Here is a 20,072-nt window from a genome sequence, read left to right on the forward strand (position 1 = left end):
GCATGCGACTCCTCGACATCACCGCCACCGGCCACTCCGACGGCCACCGCATCGACCTGACCTGGGCCTACCCGAAGGACGTGACCCCGCCACACATCCGCGTGGTGCGCCGCGAAGGCACCCACCCGCAGCATCCCGACGACGGCATCACCGTCGACCAGGGCGACGGCCTGGTCAGCGCCACCGACACCGGCCTGCACGGCGAACACGTCTACTACTACGCCCTGTTCCCCTTCACCGGGGACCCACCCGTCTACGACCCCGACCCGCACAACGTGGCCGCAGCGACGGCCATCACCCCCTACGGCTTCGCCGAACGGCTCTACGGCATGCTGCCCGCGCTCTACCGGCGCTACGACGCCGATCTGCCCCCGGCGGGCCGAGGAGACGGGCCGCCCCTGGCCATCGACCCCGGCCAACTGCGCGGATTCCTGGACCTGCCCGGCGCCGAACTGGACCGGCTCTACAGCCTGGGCCGCGCCGCACTGTCGCTGACCGACCTCGAACGGGTCGACGGCGGGCTGCTGCCGCTGCTCGCCCAGTGGATCGGCTGGCGCACCGACCACAGTCTGCCGGTCGCCTCGCAGCGCAACGAGATCCGCTACGCGCCACGCCTGTACCGGGGCACGGGAAGCGTCCCCACGCTGGACGCGACGGTGGCCAGGGTCTCCGGCTGGCCCAACCGCACCAAGGAGTTCGTCCACAACGTGGCCCGCAGCAACCGGCCCGAGCGGCTCAACCTGTGGTCCACGCTGCGGGATTCGGCGGGCGACTGGAGCACACCGACCCTCGCGTCGGTCGACTTCGCCCACGACGGCCGGCCCGCCGCGGTCGGGGAGGCCGACGGTTCGACGCTGTTCGTCTACCACACGCGCCGTCAGCACGGCTGGGACATCTGGTCCAAGCGGTACGCCGACGGGGACTGGGAGCCGAGCCGACCGCTCTCGGACGGGCCGACGGTCGACAAGCACCCGGCCGCGGCCCGCCAGGGCGACAAGCTCTGGCTGTTCTGGCAGACCTACGACCCCGCGCAGCCGCCGGAGGACCGCCACTGGCGGATCTCCTTCGCCGTCCGCACCCCCACCGCCGACGGCCCGAAGTGGACCGCGCCCGCCGTGTTCGGCGACCCGTCCACCGAGCGCCGACTGCCGTCCGCGGTGGCCGACGACGCCGGCGGGGTGTGGCTGTTCTGGCTGGAACGGGTGTCCGGGGTCTGGCAGTTGCGCTACAACCGGCACGACGGCACCGACTGGCAACTCACCACCCCGGCGGCCTTTCCACTGGCCGACGGGAAGGATCCCCGGGTCGAGGACGACCTGTGCGTGGTCTTCCACCCCACCGAAACCGCCCAGCGCCTGTGGCTGTTCTGGGCCCGGCGCGAACCGGCCGGTCCGGTCGGCCAGAGCCGCTGGAGCGTCTTCTACCGCGTCAAGCAGGGACTCGCCCCGGCCGCCGCGGACTGGTCGCAGGTCCGCCAACTGCCCAGGACGACCGACGACTTCCACGACCGGCAGCCCGCACCCCTGGTCACGCCGTCCGGCACCGTCGAGGTGTTCTGGTCGTCGACCCGAGGCGGCGGCTGGTCGATCGAACGCGCGGGCCTCACCCCCGCCACCCACACGTGGGACGCACCCGAGCAGGTGGTCGGCGCCCCGTACGCGCGCCGCGGCCCACTCGCCGTGCCCACCGCCCAGGGCACCCTGCTCACGTACCGCTCCAACGAGGGAATCCCTTACGCAGGCGAGGAGTTCGGCGCCACCAGCACCCTCGACAACCGGTACGCGGGAACCACCACGTTCGACACGAGGGACATCGCGAAGCGAGAGCGACGCGACACCTTCGAGGACTTCCAGACCTATACGTACGACACCGGGTCCGGCGGCAGGCGTACCGACGACGACCGGATCTCACGCGACACCGTCGGCCTGTTCCTCACGCCCGACACCACCGATCCCGCACGGGTCGACGCCGTGGTCACCCGACTCGCGGGCGCGCTCGCGGACTTCATGCCGGTGACCACCCGACCGGTCTTCATCACGCAACCGCCCAGCGGCACCGTCCGCACGTCCCGGGGAGGGGGTCACCGTGGGTGACTTTTCCCGCAGCACCTTCGACCGCGTCAAGCACTACGTGGGCATACGGCTCCAACAGGGCGTCCCCCTGGTGGACGCCGACTGGAACGAACTGGAGGACATCCGGCGGTTCGAGGTCGAAGCCTTCCTCAAGTGGTTCGTCGGCGACGGCGTACCCGCCGGCAACGACGGCTTCCGGATCGTGGCCGCCGCGGGCGGCGGAGTCGGCACGATCCGGCTCACCCCGGCGGCGACCGGCACGATCGGCTCCTCGGTGAGCGTGAACGTGACCGCCTCGACGGCCGCCGCTGCCCTGGGCTTCACCCAGGTCAACCGGCAGGCGGCCCGCGGCCTGGCCCCCGCGCGGCTGACCGGTGACGCGGCCCAGCCGTTCGCGCTGACCGCCGGCATGACCCTGGTGGTCTCGGCGAACGGGGCGCCGCCGCAGACCGTGACGTTCACGGCGAGCGGCTTCGCCGACCTCGGCGCCGCCACCGCCGCCGAGGTGGTCGCGGTGATCAACGCCGCCGCCAACCGCGTGGTCGCCTCGGTCGGCACGGGCAACGACTTCTTCGTCGCGGGCGGCGACGGCACCCCGGAAGGCGCGGGACGCTGCCTCGCCGACGGCCGCGACGCCGTCCACGAGGGCCGGCTCGCCTACAGCTCCCAACCGCTGTACGCCAACACCGCGTTGGCCACGGCCTGGGGCGTGCCCGTCGTCCAGGAACTCGCCGCGCCCACGTCGGGCACCCGCTCGGACCTGGTCTACCTCGACGTGTGGGACCGGGAGGTCACCTCGGCCGAGGACGACTCCCTGCTCGACCCGCTGGTCGGCGTCGAGACCTGCGTGCGGGTACGGCGGGAGTGGGCGGTGCGCGTGCGGCCGGGCGGCACCAGGACGCCGGTGCCCAACGACAGCGACTACGTCACCGGGCACGCGTACGTGCCGCTGGCGCAGCTCGCCCGGCGGTCCGGGACCGCGGCTCTCCGCCCCGCCGTCCTGACCGACCTGCGCCCGCGCAATCTGCAGATGCCGCCGAGCACCCTGGTCGACGACGTGCTGGGCACCGTCGGTGGCGACTCCTCGATCTCGGCCGCCTACCGCAAGGGTCAGCGGCGCCCCCGGGCGAGCCTGCGCGACGCCATCAACGCCCTGCTGGCCGGTCAACTCCCGCCCAGCCCGGAGATACCGGTGTCCCCGTCGGACAAGGCGGATCTGCTGAACAAGGCCAGCGTGGTCGACGCGGCCGGCGGACTGGTCGCCGTATGGCAGTCCGCGCGCTCCGGCAGCAACCAGATCCTCGCCGCCCGACTGGACCCCGCACGCCCCGAACTCGGCTTCGACCTCGCGCCCGCCCTCACCACGGGCGGCCAGAACATCGAGCCCGCGGCGGTGGCGCTGCCAGGCGGCGACCTCGTGGTGGCGTATCAGAACGGCTTGCTGGACGGGCCCAACACGGACGTCCTCATGAAACGCGGACCGCTGGCCACCCTCGGCGCCGCGACCCCGCAGAACGTGGCCGCCACCGGGAACCAGACGGCGGACCAGCGGGTGCGCGCCGTGCTCGCCGGGGACCAGGTGGTGTTCTTCACCCATCAGAGCACCACCACTCTCAAACAGTGGTACTACCGGCGCTACCGGCACACCGACGACGTCTTCCTCGACCCGGCGCCGGTGGCGCTGTCGGCGACCGGCCTGACCCAGCGGGACCTGCACGCGGCCTCGGCCGACGGCAAGGTGTGGGTGGCCTACGCCGACGGGACCAAACTCCAGATCCTGCGCTTCAACCCCGTCCCGGCCGGCACCAACCCGCAGGACCCGCCCGTCATCGACCTCCAGAAGGACTTCCCGGCCGCGGGCCAGCTGAACGTGTTCGTCCTGGCGCTCAGCGGCAACGAGGTCATCGTCTTCTACGAGGACGACACCGGGCTGATCGTCGTCTCCGGCAACAACGGGACGTGGAGCACCACCCGGGTGCCCGACTCCGACGGCAGCGACGGCCAGCCCGCCGCGGTACGCGACGCCGACGGCACGGTGTACCTGGTCAGCAACCGGCCGGTGGTCGGCGGCGGCACGGATCTGCTGCTGCGCCGCCGGAACGTGATCGGCGGCAACTGGATCGCCGCCCAACGGCTGGTCGCCTCCACCCAGGCCCAGCCCAACCTCAGTCCGCATCCCTTCCTCGTGCCCGACGTCGGCCTGTGGCTGTTGTGGGTCAACACCCGGGGCGTGGACTCGGACATCTACGCCAAGCAGATCATCACCGCAATCTAGGGGGAATCCCGCATGCCATCACCCAGCGTCAAGCCGGTCGAGGCGAACCGGCCGAACTACACCGTCACCGACTCCTCGGCGTTCGTCACCGTCTTCAAACGGGGCATCAACGCACAGGAGTCGGAGAGCTTCTTCACACTGAGCCACCCGGTCAACCTGCCCGGACTGTCCGTGTCCCTGATCCACATCGACTCCGCTCCCGCGAGCGGGCGCAGCGCACCCGTGCCGCTCCCGGCCGGCGGGAACGTCTCCCACTACTCCGTCAGCACCTCCGACCCCGACGTCAGGGACGGTGTCGTCACCTACTCCGTGACCGTCACGGAGAACCTGGGGACCGGCTCCACGCCCGACGAACGCTGGGAACTGCGGGCCTCGGCGGACATCCCGGCGAACTGGACCGTCAGCAGGTCCACCGACGCCATGGACGTGAACTGGCTGGCGGTCTGCCCGGTGGCCGAAGTGACGGTGCCGGCCGAGGCGCTGGAGCTGCAGGAGGTGCTGCTCAACGCGCACGGCGCCGTGAGCGGCAACACCTTCGCCGGCACGGTCCCGGAGGCACTGGCCTTCACACCTCAGTACGACTGGGCGTACACCGGCGCGGCCCCCCTCCTGGACATCACCACCGACACCACGACCTCCGGCCCGTCCCTGAGGGTCAACACCCCCGGGGTCTACGAGCCGGTGCCCCTGGCCTTCACCGTAGCCACCAGGCTGAACGACGCGGCGGGCCTCTACTCGGGGTTCCTGCGCAACAAGAGCACCCCCGCGACGATGAACGTCCACCAGCGCGTGCAGCACATCGTGCTCGTCCTCGACCGTTCCGGCAGCATGGCGGCGGAGAACCGCTTCGAGAACGCCAAGACCGCCTGCCGGGTGCTGATACACCTCTTCAACGGGCTGCGCGAGGGCCTCAGCACCCCGGAGCGCATCGACAAGGTCGCCGTCATCGCCTTCGAGGACGAGATCGCCGGCTTCCGGGGCGGGGCTCCCTCCAGCCGCATCCAGACCCTGCTCCCACTGACTCCGTTGCCCGAAGCGGTGGACGCCATCAACGACCCGGCATTCGACTTCGGCGTCCCCGGTACCAACACTCCGATCGGTGACGGCCTCATCGCCGCCATCGACCTCCTGGCGGCCGCCGGACCGATCGTCGACCAGCGGTTCACCATCATCATGTGCACCGACGGCCTGGAGAACAGCGGCACCGTGGCCCTGGTCCCGTCCTCCGCGGTGAACGGGGCGCAGTCCTTCCAGAACGCCGTCAACTCCCGGCAGTCCCGCAGGGACGTGCTCGACACCGAGCGCTGCAAGCTGTCCACCATCGCGCTCGGCCCCACCGCCGACCAGAGCGTGCTCAGCCAGCTCGCGGCCTTCGGGGCGGGCGAGTTCGCGCTCGTCAACAACCCGAGCGAACTCGCGGGCTCCTTCGGCGAGATGCTGGCCAACGCGCAGACCGTCAACCTGCCGACCAAGCAGACCACTCCGACGACCGGCGTCCCGGACCCCGATTCGGACCCGGATTCGGACCCCGACACGGATCCCAACGTAGTGTTGCCCGCCGTCTACCTGTCCACCGAGCCGGACGCCGACCGACTGGTCCTCGCCGTGACCCCGAAGGACGGTGACACCGCCTTCACCGGCACCATCCAACTCGCCCGCTGGGACGGCACGTCGTACCTCCCCGAGCACATCACCATCCTGGAGACCTCCTCGGACCGGGCGACATCGGTGGCCAAGCTCCCCGTCCTCGCCCAGGGAGCGCCCATCCACTGGCGGGTCATCCACGGCACCGGCCCCACGGACGCGGGAGAGCTCCTCCCCAGCCAGGTCCTCGCCTACGTGGACCTGCACCTGCTGGCCGACATCCAGCTCGACCGGGACGCGTACCTCACCGGGGACCGGATGAACCTGACCGTGCGGATCCGGCAGGACGACCGGCCGATCATCGGCGCGCGGGTCAAGGCCGTACTGGACGCACCCGCCGTCGGTCTCGGCGAGCAGCTCACCGCCCTCGGCGCCGCGCCCACGGACCCCGCGCAGGACGAGCACGACGAGCCGACCTGGATGGAAGGACGCATCGGCACCCTGCTGTCCCGGAAGAAGTGGCACCACCTGCCGCGCACCAAGCCGACCGGCGGCCTGTTCGTCGACGGCACCGACGAGCTCTTCGACCCGGACGGCAACGGCAACTACACCAACACCTTCGCCAAGGTCTTCAAGGAGGGCACCTACAGCTGGCACCTGTCCGTGGCCGGGCAGGACGTCAACGGCAACGCGTTCACCCGGGAGTTGAACACCTCCACCTTCGCCGGGATCAAGGTCGACCGGAAGGCCACCAGGATCAAGGTGACCCGGCTGCACAACGACCCGAGCGGGCTGCTCGCGGCGCTGGTGGTGATCACCCCGCAGGACGCCCGCGGCGAGGATCTCGGCCCCGGCAAGGACGACTCGGTCATCTGGGCGCTGCGCGAGGGCACCTTCCAGCACGTCCTCCAGCACCAGCCGGCCCCGGTGCAGACCGACGGCACCTACCAGCGCGTGATCCTCTTCACGAACCGTCAGTCACCGTCGCTCGTGGTCGAGGCCGCCAGGGTCGTGCTGCCGACGATCGACGTCCGACGGCGGTTGCAGGGCTTCAGCGACTGACCACGGAAGCGACTCATCACTGGCAGGGCACGAACCGGGACGGAGGCCGACGGTGTTCGAGCAGCAGACAGCACACACGCCCGCGCACGACCGAGCGGGTGGCGATCCCGCCCGCCGGCCTCCGGCCCCGGCACAACACTCCGCCGACGGACGGCAACGCGCACTCGGCAACAGCGCACTGGCCGCCGAGGCCGTCCGCGCCCTGGACAGTCCGGGAACACCCCTCGGCGCCGGCCCCAGGGCCGCCGCCGAGCGGGCCGTCGGCCATGATCCCGGCGACGTCCGGGTGCACACCGGACCGCGGATCCGCGCGGCCGCCCGGGCCGCGGGCGCCGCCGGATTCACCTTCGGCCGCGACATCGGCATCGCGACCGGACCGGGGGAGGGCATTCCCCGGCAACTCCTCGTCCACGAGGCCGCGCACGCGGCGCAGCAGAGCGTCGGCGGCACCGCGGGCGCCGACCAGGCGGAACAGCAGGCCGCCGCCGCGGGCCGCGGCGGCTCCTCGGCGGCGGTCCTGGCCGGCACCGCGGCGCCCTATGTCGCCTGGGCCCCCGAGGACTGGCTGAACACCACACCGGACGTCCGCCGTTACGGTCTGTCCGAGCTCCGCGAGGAGGCACGGGCCGTCGACGAATGGCTGGGCCGGCAGATCGCGTCGACACCGGAAACCGACCGGATGCTGGAGGCCAAGGCCGCGCTGCAGGCCGAACTCGCCCGCCGCGCCCCGGCCTTGACCGCCGCCGGTCCACGGAACCGGCCCGCGCGCCCACGCGGCGGACGGCGCTCGGCCCCCGCCCCAGCCGTCGAACAGGTCCTCCCCGAGACCGAGATGCCGCACGTGCTGCGCGACCGCGTCAGCATCCCGCTGACCGACCCGGTCGAGGTCCGTGCCGAGGCCGACCGCATCGCGGCCTGGCTGCAGAGGTCCGACGTCAGCCGCGCCGACCGCGCCACCCTCCGCCAGGAACTCGCCCTGCTCGAACCCACCGTCGCCGCCGACCTCGACCGCGCGAGCACCGAGCGACAACAGACCCGTCTCGCACGGGCGTTGGCACCCGACGGTACCCAGGACCGGGCCGGCATCCTCGCCAACCTGCGGATCATCGAGTCGATCAGGCCCTACGCCGAAGCACCCGGCTCCGCTTACGTCGTCCACGACGGCGAACTGCTCGTCTTCCCCCTGGAGACCGCGCAGCGCGTGCGGGCCCAGGTGCTGGGCTCCCTGGCGGACGCCGCCCGACGGACGCGGGGCATGAACGACAGCACCGAGTTCCGGATGGACGAGCATCTGCGCCTGAACTACGAGGAACACCCGGTAGTCGGCCTCGTCGTGAGTGTGGCCAACTGGGAGCGGCCGGTCACGCTGCAGGCGCGGATGCGGGGACCGCTGACCGCGTCCGACACGGCGCTGGCCCGCTATCGGGAGGCGGCGGGGCGCGGATCCCTCGTCGACATGGCGGACGCGGTGCTCACCGCCGTCGAATCCGCGGACAAGGCCCAGCAGATCGTGCTCGACGGCATCGACCGCGCCGTGTCGACGGCCGGGTCGATCGTGCGCGGTCTGGAGATCACCCGGAACGTGGCCTTCATCGTCGCGCTGTCCGTGGGCGCGATCCTTGCCGCCCCGGTGGTCGCGGCCGGAGTCGCGGGACTGGGCGCGACCGGACTCACCGCGACCGCGCTCACGGCCGTCGGCACCGGCGCCGTGGTCGGCGGCGAAGGGCTGGCGCTGGGCTTCACGAGCGGCGCCGCCGGTGAACTGGCCGCCGGACACGGGGTGGACGCGGCCCTCAGCACCGGCTGGGCCGAAGGACTCCGCGTCGGGGCACAGGGCGTCGCCATCGGCGTGGGCGGCGGCGCGAGCCTCAGCCTCGCCCGGACGCTCGGCGTCGGCGCCCAGGGAGTGTCCCGCCTCGGCTCGATCGGGCGCGGCGCGCTGGCCCAGGGCGGCGGGAACGCCCTCGGCGGGGTCACCGGCGGCCTGCTCACCCCGCCCGAGGGCACCGGCCGCGGGGAAGCGGCCTTCCGGGCGGGCCTGACCGGAGGGGCCTTCGGCGTCTTCGGCGGGCTTGCGGGCAGCTACGCGCAGGGCTTCTCCTCGTCCACCGCGCGCTTCGCCGTGGGTGTCGGACTGCCCAGCCTCGTCGACGGCGGGGCGACCTATCTGCAGACCGGCGACCTGGCCCAGTCGCTGCAGGCGGCCGGTACCGGCCTGGCGGTCAGCGCCCTGACGACCGGCCGTCCCAGCGGGATCAGCGAGAACACCGTGCAACTGGCCTCCCGCGCCGGGCAGTCCGTACGACGCGGCCTCGGCGCTCCCGGCCGACTGCTGCGACCGTACGTGGCAGGCGCGCTGATCGGTCTCGCCGACCCGTTGCCCGCGCTGCGTCTGGAGGAGACACCGACGTCGATCTCCCTGTCCTCGGGCCGGCAGTCCGAGGTGGCCTCGGCGGCCCCGCCGCCGAGCAGGGCCCCCGCCCAGCCGCAGCGCCAGACCGCGACCACGCGGGTGATCTCGCGAGGCGCGTTCCCCGTCAACCCCGCCCGGCAGGTGACCGATCTGTTCTCCGGCGAGGTGCTCGGCCAGCAGTCCGCGTCGGCACAGACCTCCCGCTCGGTGATCACCGGGCCGCGCGCGGACGAGGCCGAAGTGGCGACCTGGCGACTCGCCCTGGAACGCGGTGAGATCGGCATCCAGGCACCACTGGGCGCCAACGTCTCCGGCCCCGACTTCATCACCGCCGAGATCGATCCCACGGGCCAGATCACGATCTACGTCAACGACACCAAGCTCTCCACCACGGGCCGTTTCCCCACGCCCGCGACCGCCATCCCCACCACGTGGGGAGCCGAGGTCCGCGCCGCCATCGCCCCCGGACGGCTCGACATCGGAGACCCGATCCTCGAAGCGGCCATCCGCCAGGCCTTCGCGGCCGGCCGGGTGCAGATACGTCAGGTCAACGCGGACTACAGCCCGAACGGAGGCGGCAGAGTCACCGGCTTCTAGACCCGGTCGGCCTCAGGCCGGTTCGGTGACGGGCGGTGGAGCGGTGACGTCGGTCGGCGCGAGGCCGGGTTGGCTCAGGAGCCGGGCGCGGAGCGGATCAGTGTCCGGGAGGCCGAGTTCGGTGGTGATGGTCAGGGCCTGGGTCCACGCGGTGCGGGCGGCGTGCGGGCGGGCGACGGTGTGGAGGATGTCGCCCAGGCAGACGAGACCGGCGGCCTCGCTGTGGCGGTCCCCGGTCTGGTGGAACAGGTCGAGGGCCTGCCGGTAGTGGTCGATGGCCTCGGCGTGCCGGCCGAGGCGGTGGTGGATGTAGCCGAGGCTGTCCTGGATGTGGGCCTGTCCGTTGAGGTCGCCGGTCTCCTCGGCCAGGAAGAGGGCTTCCCGACAGTGCGTCAGAGCCTGGTGGTGGTCGCCGAGTTGGGCGAGGATCCAGCCGATGTGGTTCAGGGCCGCGGACTGCCCGGCGCGGTCGTCTGCGGTCCGGTGGTGCGCGAGGCTGTCGTGAGCGTGGCCCAGCGCCTGCTGGTGGCGGCTCTGGGCCTCGTACATCCGGGAGAGGTGTTGGTGGATGCGGGCCTGTCCGCCGTGGCTGCCTACCTCGCCGAACAGTTCCAGCGCGCGCAGATAGTGGGCGCGCGCCTCGTCGGGGTGGTCCAGGCGGTCCTGGGCGAGGCCGAGACCTCGGTGGGCCTCGGCCTGGCCGGACTTGTCGCCCTGGTGCCGGGCCGCGTCCAGGGCCGTGCTGTGGGCGGCGATCAGCGCCCGTCGGTAGCCGTGCCGGTCGAGATACGTCGTGAGCGCCGAGGCGAGCCGCCAAGTGTGGCCGGGGAAGCCGGCGGCGGGCGCGTGTTCCGCGGCGGCGAGAAGGGCCGGCGCCTCGGCGCCGAACCAGGCCTGCGCCTGGCGGTGGTCGGTCAACTCCTCGGGTGCGGCGCCCGGTTGGGCCGCGGGCAGCGGAGTCGGATTGGGGCGGGGAGTGAGCAGGGCGTCGGCCCGGTGCGCGGTGTGCAGGTAGTGGTCGAACATGCGGTGCGACGCGGCGCGCCGGGTCTCGTCGCTGTCGTGCGTGGCGACCAGCTCGGCGGCGTAGGCGCGCAGCAGGTCGTGGAAGCCGTAGCGGCCGAGGGGGTGTTCGGTGAGCAGATGGCCGCGGACCAGTTCGGTGAGCAGGACGCGGGCGCGGGGTGCCGGTACGCCGGCCAGGGCGGCGATGGCCGGGAGCGCGGCGTCGGGCCCGAAGTGCAGGCCCAGTAATCGGAAGAGCCGTCCTGCCTCGGGACTGAGCGCGTGGTAGGACCACGAGAACACCGCCCGCACCTGGCTGGTCGCCTCCCCGCCGTCCAGGGCGTCCAGCCGCCCGTCGGCCCGGCGCAGTTCCTCGGCCAGTGCCGCGAGCGGGAGTTCGGGCTGGGCGGCGGCGCGGGCGGCGACGATCGCGAGCGCCAGCGGCAGCCCCGCGCACCGGCCGACGATCTCCCCCACGGCATCGGGATCGGCCGCCACCCGGTCCGCGCCGAGTCTGCGGATCAGCAGCTCCCGGGCCTCACCGGGAGCGAGCAGCCCGATGGTCAGCAGATGGGCTCCTTCGGCCGCGGCCAGTCCGGTCAGCGATTTGCGGCTCGTGATCAGCGCCAGACAGCCGGGCGCCCCGGGCAGCAGCGGACGCACCTGCTCGGCGTCGCGGGCGTTGTCGAGCACCACCAGCATCCGCCGCCCGGCCAGGAGACTGCGGTACAGCCCGGCCTGCGCCTCAAGGCCGGCCGGGATCCGGGCCGGTGGCACCCCCAGGGCGTCCAGGAACCCCCGTACCGCCTCCGCCGGACTCATCACCGAGCCGCCGGGCGCGAATCCGCGCAGGTTCACATACAACTGGCCGTCGGGAAAGGCCCGTTGGGCCCGGCGTGCCCAGTGCACGGCCAGTGCGGTCTTGCCCACTCCGGCCGTACCCGACACCGCCGAGATCACCACCGCGGACGGTTGCTCGGTCGCCGAGACGAGGATCTCCTCCAGCCGGGCGAGTTCCTCGTCGCGTCCGCTGAATCCCCGTACGCCCATGGGCAGTTGTACGGGCACCTCGCCCGGTCGGGGAGTTGTCGCCGGTGTCGGCCGTGTCGGGAGAGGCGTGGTGGGGACGGGTCCGGGCGGGGTTCGGGAGGCCGGCCAGGCGGTGGGGTCGGCCAGGCCGCCGCGCAGGATCGCCTGGTGGGTCCGTTGCAGCTCCGGTCCGGGGTCGGCGCCCAGTTCCTCGGCGAGCCGCTTGCGGACGACGGCGTAGCAGTCCAGCGCCTCCGCGCCACGTCCGGCGGCGTGCAGGGCCCGCATCAGCGCTTCGGTGAGGGGCTCCACCAGGGGGTACTCGCCCAGGAGTTCGGTGAGCGGGCCGATCACGGCGACGGGATCGCCGACGCGTGACTCCATGTGCGCCCAGCCGACGGCGGCGTCCACGCGCTGCCGCCGCCAGGCCTCGCGGACCTGCGCGGCCCACTGTCCGCCGAGCCCGGCCAGCGGTTCTCCGTGCCACAGCCCGAGCGCCTCGCGCAGCAGTGCCGTACGCGCCTCGTCCGTCCGTCCCAACTCCCGGGCCCAGCCGACCTGTTGCCGGAAATGGTGGATGTCCACCTGGTCCTGGCGGGCCTCCAGCAGATAGCCGCCCGAGCGGCGCACCAGGCGTAACCGGGGATGCCCCGGGTCCCCGGTCTCCTCGCACAGTCGGCGGATCCGCGCGATGTGCGCGTGCAGCGCGCGCCGTGCCCCGTCCGGTGGCTCGGCGCCCCAGACCCGTTTGATCAGGACGTCGGTCGCGACGGGCCGGCCGGCGTCCACCGCCAGCGCCGCCAGCACGGCCCTGCGCTGCGGCGGTCCGACCTCCACGGTCCGGCCCTCCACGGAGAGTTCCACGGGACCGAGAAGGCGCAGCTCCACCACGATGTCCACACTCCCCGCGCATATTTTCTTCACTCCGCGCGCACACTCTCACGCTGGGCGACAACCTATCGACAACGTTCCGAGCCACACTCGAACTTCAGTCTGATGGGGCGCAGAGTCTCCACGCACGGCGGCGCACCGGGGGCGGGGGCGGCGGCGTGGGGAGCCGGTCAGGCGGTATCTGGGGGAGAGGCACGTGAACGAACATCGGGGAGCGACAGCGACGCAGACGGAACAGGCACCGGCTCGGCTGCCGGTGCGCCCGTACGAGCCGGAGGTCGCCCGGGTCGCCCGGCACGCGCCGCCTCCGCTGTCGGCGACGGACGGCGGAGGGCGGAGTGTGCTGGAGGGCGCCTTCGGGCTGCTGGGTGCCGTGGAGCGGGCCGGTGAGGCCGGGCTGACCAGGCTCGCGGCGGAGTGCGGACTGCCCAAGACGACCGCGTACCGACTCCTCGAACAAATGGTGGAGTTGGGGGCCGTCGAGCGGAGCCGCCGGGGCTATCGCATGGGGCCGCTGACCTTCCGGCTCGGGCAGAGCTGGCAGCCGCACCCGGGGCTGCGGTCCGCCGCCCGGGCACCGGCCCTTCGGCTGGCACGCGTCACGGGCGCGACCGTGGGGATCAACGTCCTGCGGGAGGGGCAGACCCTGGTCCTGGACTGGACGCTCGGCGACACCCCGGCGGAGCTCGGGCAGTTGCTCGAAGGGGTGGCCTGGCCGTGGTTCACGGCGGCTGGCAAGGTTCTGGTGGCCGCGGCCCATCCGCGGGTCCCGCCCGGCCCGTTGCCCGCGTCCTGGCGGCAGGAGTGCGCGGCGATCCGGGCCCGGGGAGTCGCGTTCGACCGCGAGGAGCTGATGGCCGGAGTGTGCTGTCTGGCCGTGCCCGTGCACGGGCCGAGCGGTGTGCCGGTGGCCTCCTTGAGCCTCGTGACCGATCCCGCGCACAGCCTGGAGCGGCTGGTCGGTGTCGCCGAGCAGACGGCGAGGATCATCGGCGCGGCGCTGCGCGTCCGTTGAGCCGATCCGCCGACCCCGGCGGGCCGCGTCCGTGCGGGCGGATTCATCCGGTCCCTCGTCCGGGGGGACCGGCGAGCAGCAGGTGCTCCATGCTCTCGTAGCGGCCGCGCTCGCGGCGGATGGCCTTGCGGCCGGAGAGCATGGTGCCCAGCCAGCCGGAGACGAAGCCGACGGGAACCGAGACAAGTGCCGTGGTGGTCAAGGGGAACCAGTTGAAGTCGGCGTCCGGGAAGGCCGCGAGCGGGGACCCGGAGACCAGGTTGGTGCCGGTCATCAGGACGAGGACGCTGACGGTGCCGCCGATCAGGGTGCACAGCAGCCCCGCGCGGGTGAAGCGGCGCCAGAAGAGGCTGTAGGTGAGCGCGGGGGCGATCGCCGAGGCGCCCAGGCAGAAGGACAGGATGGCCAGCGGCTGCAGACTGCGGTGCTGGGCCATCGCGGCCAGCAGGATCACCGGGATCCCGACGACCAGGGCGGACCACCGGGCCAGGGCCATCTCGCGGCGCGGGGTCATGGTGGGGCGCTTGGCGGCGATAACGTCGTGCGCCAGGGAGTTGGCGCACGCGAGGGTCATGCTGGCGACGGACGCGAGCAGGGTGAGGAAGATCGCGGTGGTGACGGTGGCGAACACCAGGGCCTCCGTACGCGACAGGTGCTCGCCGAAGGCGGCCCGCGCGCCCAGCAGATAGGCGGTGTTGCCCCGCGGGTCCGCGGCGGCGATACCGGCCTTGCCGATCAGGGCCATGGCTCCGACGGCGACGACGGTGAGCACCAGGACGAACAGCGCGACGGACGAGACCGCCCAGGACATCGCCCGCCGCACCTGACGGGTGCTGCCGGCGGTGTACATCCGCATGGTGACGTGGGGCAGACAGGCGCCGCCCAGCACGATGGCGCCCTGGGTGCTGATCATGTCGAGGGCGGGATGGGGTCCGCCGGCGAACTGCATGCCCCAGCGCATGTAGTGCGGTCCGGTCCCGCTGCCGCGCGCTCCCGCCTGGAACAGCGTCTGCGGGTTCCAGCCGAACGTGTGGAGGATCAGCACCGCGACGACGAGCCCGGAGCCGAGCAGCATCACCGTCTTGAGGATCTGGATGAGCGCGGTGCCGCGCATCCCGCCGAGCGCCGCGTAGCTGATCATCAGCGTGCCGGCGCCGATGACGCAGCCCGTCTTCATGCCGCTGTCGGTGAAGCCGAGGAGGAAGGCCAACAGCTGGCCCACACCCGCGAGTTGGACGACCATCATCGGCGCCAGCGAGATGATCGTGACCAGACAGGCGGCCATGCGCACCGACCGGCCCGGCAGTCGGCGGACCAGTACGTCGCCCATGGTGAACCGGCCGGTGTTGTGCAGGGGTTCGGCCATCAGGAACATGAGCAGGACCAGCGACAGCAGCGCACTGGTGGCCAGTACGACACCGTCGTAGCCGCATAACGCGATGACCCCGCCGATGGTGAGGACGGTGGCGGCGGAGATGTAATCACCGGCGATGGCAAGGCCGTTGCGCAGCGGGGAGAGGGACCGGTATCCGGTGTAGTACTCGGCCAGGTCGTCCTCGCCGCCGGGGCCGGTCAGCACGCAGAGCAGGAGCGTGAGGGTCACGACGCTGCAGAACGCCACCAGGGACCAGGACTGCGCGGCGCCGCTGAAGACCGTCACGGCCGCGTCTCCTCGGTCGCGCCCGATGAGCGGGCGTTCCGGCGCACCCGGCGGGCGAGCGGATCGACGTAGCGGCGCGCGGTGAACTCGTAGAGGATCACCGCCAGCCAGGTGACGGGGAGTTGGAGCAGCGCGAGGACCAGTCCGGTGGGCAGGCCGCCCGGCGCGGGGCGGGTCATCAGCTCGGGGACTTCGACGGTGAGGGCCAGGAAGAGCGCGAAGTAGCCGAGGGCCGCGAAGGTGGCGACGCGGCGCTGCCAGCGGCAGGCGCGGCGCAGCAGCCGCAGGGTGCGGTGCGGTCCGGTGTACGACCGTGGACGGGTCGTGACTCCTTGTGACTGACGGTCGGCCGCCCAGCGGGGAACTCGCAGGGCCAGGGTGGAGGAGGGAGCCCGTTCGCGTTCTTGCCGGGCGCGGCGTAAGTCGGAGCTGTCGAAGGACATCCCGGAGTCTCCTGGTGAGCGTGGGCCCGAGGGATACGGACCGCCGAAAGGTGGGGCAGCGGTTCGGTCTCCGCACGCTATGCGGGCGTTCGTGTGTTCGGTAGGGATTCCGATGAACTCCCTGATGAATCCCTGTTCGGCGCCCTGACCTCGAATGTTGTCAATGAGACAGCTGTGGTGCAGCGGGATGGGAGGGGTGTGTGAGGTGCTGCGGCCGGTTCTCCGGGAGGCGGCGGCCACCGTCTCCCGGAGAGCGACGGTCACCGTCTGTCGAGGGAGACTGCCCCGACGGACGGCGGGTGATTCAGACCCGGGCCCAGGAGTTCATGAGCGACCGATGGATCTCGTCCGCCCGGACCGCGGCCGTCGACAGCAGTGTCGAGGTCAGGCCGTGCGTGTGCTCGGTGCCGCCCTGGAGGTAGATGCCCGCGGTGACGTCGGGCACGGTCTCCACCCGGTGGTCGCGTCTGACCCGGAGCGCGTCCCCGTCGTCCCGCAGACAGACCTTGGCCGCCTCGCCGAGCAGCGCCGACAGGTCACGCGGCCGGTACCCGGTGGCCAGGACCAGCAAGTCGGCCTCAAGCACCTGCTGTTCGCCGGTGGGCAGATACTCGACGGAGATGTCGAGCGGTCCGTCGTCCGTGCGCCGGCGCACCTCCCGGACCCGGGACACATTGAGGAACCGCAGCCGCTCCTGCCCGCTCACCTTCTCCTTGTACGCAGTCGCGTACAGAGCCTCTATCAACTCCATGTCGACCACGGAGTAGTTGGTGGAGCGGTGGTAGTCGATGAGGGACTGTTTCACCTCGGAGGGTGCGCCGAAGTACACGTCGACGGCCTCGGGGTCGAAGATGCGGTTGGCGAACGGGCTGTCGTCGGCCGGTGTGTAGCCGTACTTGGCGAAGACCGCGCACACCTCGGCCTCGGGGAAGGAGCGGTGCAGATAGTCGACCGTCTCGGCCGCGCTCTGCCCCGCGCCCAGCACGACGACCCTGCGGACCGGTGCTCCCGACCGGGCCAGTTCGTCCGTTCCCGGGAGCAACCGGCTGTTGTGCCAGACGCGTTGACCGAGGTCGATGCCCGGCGGCACGTGGGGTTCGAGGCCCATGGCGACGCTGATGTTGCGCGCCCGGCGCACGACCGTGCGGCCCGTGCCGTCGGTGCCGCGACAGACCACCCGGAAGTGGTCGGCCGCGCCCTCGCCGTCGTGCACCGGCTCCACCGCGACCACGTCCTGGTCGTAGGAGACGAGGTGCGCCACCCGGGCCGCCGCCCACGCGAAGTACTCGTGGAACTCGACCCGCAGCGGGAAGAGGGTCTTCTGGTTCAGGAAGTCGATCAGCCGGCCGCGCTCCCGCAGGAAGCACAGGAAGCTGTAGTCGCTGGTCGGATTGCGCAGTGTCACAAGGTCCTTGAGGAACGACACCTGCATGGTCGCGTCGTCGATCAGCATGCCCCGGTGCCAGCCGAAGCCCGGCTGGCGTTCCAGGAACAGGGCGTTGAGCCGTTCCTCCGGTGGTAGCCCCGCGTTGTGTTCCTCGATCGCTATGGCGAGAGCGAGATTTGACGGTCCAAAGCCGATTCCGAGGACGTCGTAGCTGGTGTCAGATCCCTTGAGCGGTGACTTCACCGTGGCATCGCCTCCCTCAGGCAGCCACATGTTAGATAAGGTTAGCCTTACCTTGCAATGGAGCCGTTGGACGGGAGAACCGCATGCGCGTCGCCATGTTCGGCTACCAGACCTGGGGCCACCGCACCCTCCAGGCCTTGCTGGACTCCGATCACGAGGTCGTCCTCGTGGTCACCCACCCCAAGAGCGACCACGCCTACGAGAAGATCTGGGACGACAGCGTCGCCGAACTCGCCGAGAAGAACGACGTCCCGGTCCTGCTGCGCAACCGCCCGGACGACCCCGAACTCCTCGCCGCCCTGCGCGAGGCCGCGCCGGACATCATCGTGGCCAACAACTGGCGCACCTGGCTGCCCCCGGAGCTGTTCGACCTGCCGCCGCACGGCACGCTCAACATCCACGACTCGCTGCTGCCGTCGTACGCGGGCTTCTCGCCGATCATCTGGGCCCTCATCAACAACGAGCCCCGGGTCGGCGTCACCGCGCACCGCATGAACGGCGAACTCGACGCCGGGGACATCCTGGTGCAGCGCTCGGTGGCGGTCGGCCCCACCGACACCGCGACCGACCTGTTCCACCGCACGGTCGACCTGATCAGCCCCATCGTGCGCGAGTCGCTCGACCTGATCGCGTCCGGCCAGGACACGGGCCAGTGGCAGCCGCAGGACCGCAGCCGGGCGAGCTTCTTCCACAAGCGGTCCGCCGAGGACAGCCGCATCGACTGGAGTTGGCCGGCGGAACGCCTCGAACGGCTGATACGCGCCCAGTCGGACCCGTACCCGAACGCTTACACCTTCCACCGCGGTCAGCGGATCCGGATCGTGTCGGCGGGCGTGTCCGAGGCGTTCCACGGCGGCACACCGGGCCGGATCTTCATCCGCGAGGGCGACGGCGTGGTCATCGTGGCGGGCGCGGACGCGCACAACGGCCGTTGCCGCGGACTGCTCGTCCGGCGCGTACGCACCGAGGACGGCACGGAACTGGCCGCCGCCGACTACTTCCGCACGATGGGCGGGTATCTCACGGCACGCCCCTGACCCCAACTCCCGCGAGCCGGGGCGTCGTCGTTCGACGACGCCCCCTTCGGCATGCTCAACACCCGTACACCCGAAGGCGTATGACACCGGGTCAGGCAAGTCAAACGGCCTGAATCCATTGCTAAGGCAAGCCTAACCTTGCTTTACTGGCGGCCTTACGACTCTGCCCACGCCCGGCGAAAAGGGAAGCACCGCCATGTCTAGATCGCTCCGGACCACCCTGCTCAGCGTCACCCTGATCGCCGGTCTGGCAGCCTGCGGCTCGGTCAAGGACGACGACAGCAGCTCCTCGACGGACGCGGCGAAGGCGGAAGCCTCCTCCGCCGCCTTCCCGGTGACCATCAAGCACAAGTTCGGGGACACGAAGATTCCCTCGGCCCCGAAGCGGGTCGTGGTGATCGGCAACGGCGGCACCGACGACATCGACGCGCTCTACGCCCTGGGCGTCACCCCGATCGCCGTGTCCAAGGACACCTTCGCCTCCGACGGCGTCTACCCGTGGCTGAAGGGCAAGCTCGACACCAAGAAGACCAAGCTCCTCGACACCGTCAACGGCGTCGACTTCGAGGCGGTCGCGGCCCTCCAGCCCGATCTGATCCTCGCCACCTCCGACTTCACCCTCGACAAGGACTACAAGAAGCTGTCCGCGGTGGCCCCGACCATCGGCTACGAGACGGCGTGGGGCCAGCAGACCTGGCAGCAGCACGTCGAGGTGGTCGGCAAGGCCGTCGGCAAGGAGGCGCAGGCCGAGCAGGTCGTCAAGGACACCGAGGCGGCCGTCGCCAAGGTGAAGGCGGCCCACCCCGGCCTGGCCGGCAAGACCTACAGCCTGTCCATCGGCAACACCCCGGCGAAGATCTACACCATCGCCTCCGAGACGGACTTCGCCGCCAAGCTGATGAGCGAACTCGGGCTCGGTCTGACCCCGTCGATCAAGAACATCAAGACGGTCAGCGGCAGCCCCACGGGCGAGCTGTCCTTCGAGCAGCTCGACAAGCTGGACGCCGACCTCGTGGTCATCGCGTTCACGACGCCGGACCTGCAGAAGGCGTTCGAGTCCAGCACGCTGGTGAAGAGCATGTCGGCGGTGAAGAAGGGCAACTACTTCGTCACCGACGTCGAGACCATCAGCCAGCTGCGCAGCCCGTCGGCGCTGGGCATCCCGTGGGCGCTGAACAACCTGGAAGCGGGCTTCGCCAAGCTCGACAAGTAGGCACGCCGAGCGGCCACTTGGGCCACGGCACGGACGACGAAGCGGCGGGGCGCCTCAGGCGCCCCCCCCCCTAGCACAGTGACGCGTCCCCCACCCCCCAGTCAGAAAGGGAGAGCGGCGGGGAGGGGAAAAGGGGTTGGGAGTCG

The 20,072-nt window shown here is 71.6% G+C and carries 11 protein-coding genes; 7 read left to right on the top strand and 4 right to left on the bottom strand.

Features of this window, described 5'->3' with window-relative positions:
- Window positions 1-2 precede the first annotated feature (2 nt).
- Genes ACWDR3_RS21010 through ACWDR3_RS21025 form a run of 4 tightly spaced genes read left to right on the top strand, consistent with a single transcriptional unit; the run spans window position 3 to window position 10,003 of the window.
- Window positions 3-2,093 carry a hypothetical protein gene (locus ACWDR3_RS21010; RefSeq protein WP_450354018.1) on the top strand — a complete coding sequence of 697 codons (2,091 nt, stop codon included), beginning with the start codon at window positions 3-5 and terminating at the stop codon, window positions 2,091-2,093.
- Complete coding sequence (locus ACWDR3_RS21015; RefSeq protein ID WP_450354019.1) at window positions 2,086-4,347, top strand: DUF6519 domain-containing protein; 2,262 nt, start codon at window positions 2,086-2,088, stop codon at window positions 4,345-4,347. Before ACWDR3_RS21010 ends, ACWDR3_RS21015 begins: the two co-directional genes overlap by 8 nt.
- Before the next feature lie 12 nt (window positions 4,348-4,359).
- On the top strand, window positions 4,360-6,993 hold the full coding sequence (locus ACWDR3_RS21020; RefSeq protein ID WP_450354020.1) for a vWA domain-containing protein: 2,634 nt from the start codon (window positions 4,360-4,362) through the stop codon (window positions 6,991-6,993).
- A gap of 52 nt (window positions 6,994-7,045) precedes the next feature.
- Entirely contained in the window at window positions 7,046-10,003 is a 2,958-nt protein-coding gene (locus ACWDR3_RS21025; protein ID WP_450354021.1) for an eCIS core domain-containing protein, read from the top strand.
- A 12-nt stretch (window positions 10,004-10,015) separates the two neighbouring features.
- Here the strand turns inward: ACWDR3_RS21025 and ACWDR3_RS21030 are convergent, their stop codons facing one another.
- The gene (locus ACWDR3_RS21030; RefSeq protein ID WP_450354022.1) at window positions 10,016-12,928 is read right to left on the bottom strand and encodes an AfsR/SARP family transcriptional regulator; all 2,913 of its coding nucleotides are present in this window, start codon (window positions 12,926-12,928) and stop codon (window positions 10,016-10,018) included.
- A 196-nt stretch (window positions 12,929-13,124) separates the two neighbouring features.
- Here ACWDR3_RS21030 and ACWDR3_RS21035 point away from each other — a divergent pair, with 196 nt between their 5' ends.
- The gene (locus tag ACWDR3_RS21035; RefSeq protein WP_450354023.1) at window positions 13,125-13,943 is read left to right on the top strand and encodes an IclR family transcriptional regulator; all 819 of its coding nucleotides are present in this window, start codon (window positions 13,125-13,127) and stop codon (window positions 13,941-13,943) included.
- Window positions 13,944-13,986: 43 nt separating this feature from the next.
- On the opposite strand, the gene ACWDR3_RS21040 is transcribed toward ACWDR3_RS21035, so the two are convergent.
- The 3 genes from ACWDR3_RS21040 to ACWDR3_RS21050 form a co-directional block, all read right to left on the bottom strand.
- A complete protein-coding gene (locus ACWDR3_RS21040) occupies window positions 13,987-15,603 on the bottom strand; it encodes a sodium/solute symporter (protein ID WP_450354024.1) in 1,617 nt (538 codons plus the stop codon).
- Window positions 15,600-16,046, bottom strand: coding sequence for a DUF485 domain-containing protein (locus ACWDR3_RS21045; RefSeq protein WP_450354025.1), 447 nt, complete (start codon window positions 16,044-16,046; stop codon window positions 15,600-15,602). The genes ACWDR3_RS21040 and ACWDR3_RS21045 overlap by 4 nt, the downstream gene beginning before the upstream one ends.
- 304 nt (window positions 16,047-16,350) lie before the next feature.
- On the bottom strand, window positions 16,351-17,676 hold the full coding sequence (locus ACWDR3_RS21050; protein WP_450354026.1) for a lysine N(6)-hydroxylase/L-ornithine N(5)-oxygenase family protein: 1,326 nt from the start codon (window positions 17,674-17,676) through the stop codon (window positions 16,351-16,353).
- 83 nt (window positions 17,677-17,759) lie between these two features.
- Between ACWDR3_RS21050 and ACWDR3_RS21055 the strand changes: the two genes are divergently transcribed.
- Together ACWDR3_RS21055 and ACWDR3_RS21060 are read left to right on the top strand one after the other, a co-directional pair.
- Window positions 17,760-18,713 carry a methionyl-tRNA formyltransferase gene (locus ACWDR3_RS21055; protein WP_450354028.1) on the top strand — a complete coding sequence of 318 codons (954 nt, stop codon included), beginning with the start codon at window positions 17,760-17,762 and terminating at the stop codon, window positions 18,711-18,713.
- A gap of 196 nt (window positions 18,714-18,909) precedes the next feature.
- Complete coding sequence (locus ACWDR3_RS21060) at window positions 18,910-19,926, top strand: iron-siderophore ABC transporter substrate-binding protein (protein ID WP_450354029.1); 1,017 nt, start codon at window positions 18,910-18,912, stop codon at window positions 19,924-19,926.
- Window positions 19,927-20,072: the final 146 nt, after the last annotated feature.

This window comes from Streptomyces sp. NPDC001002, from assembly GCF_053599215.1.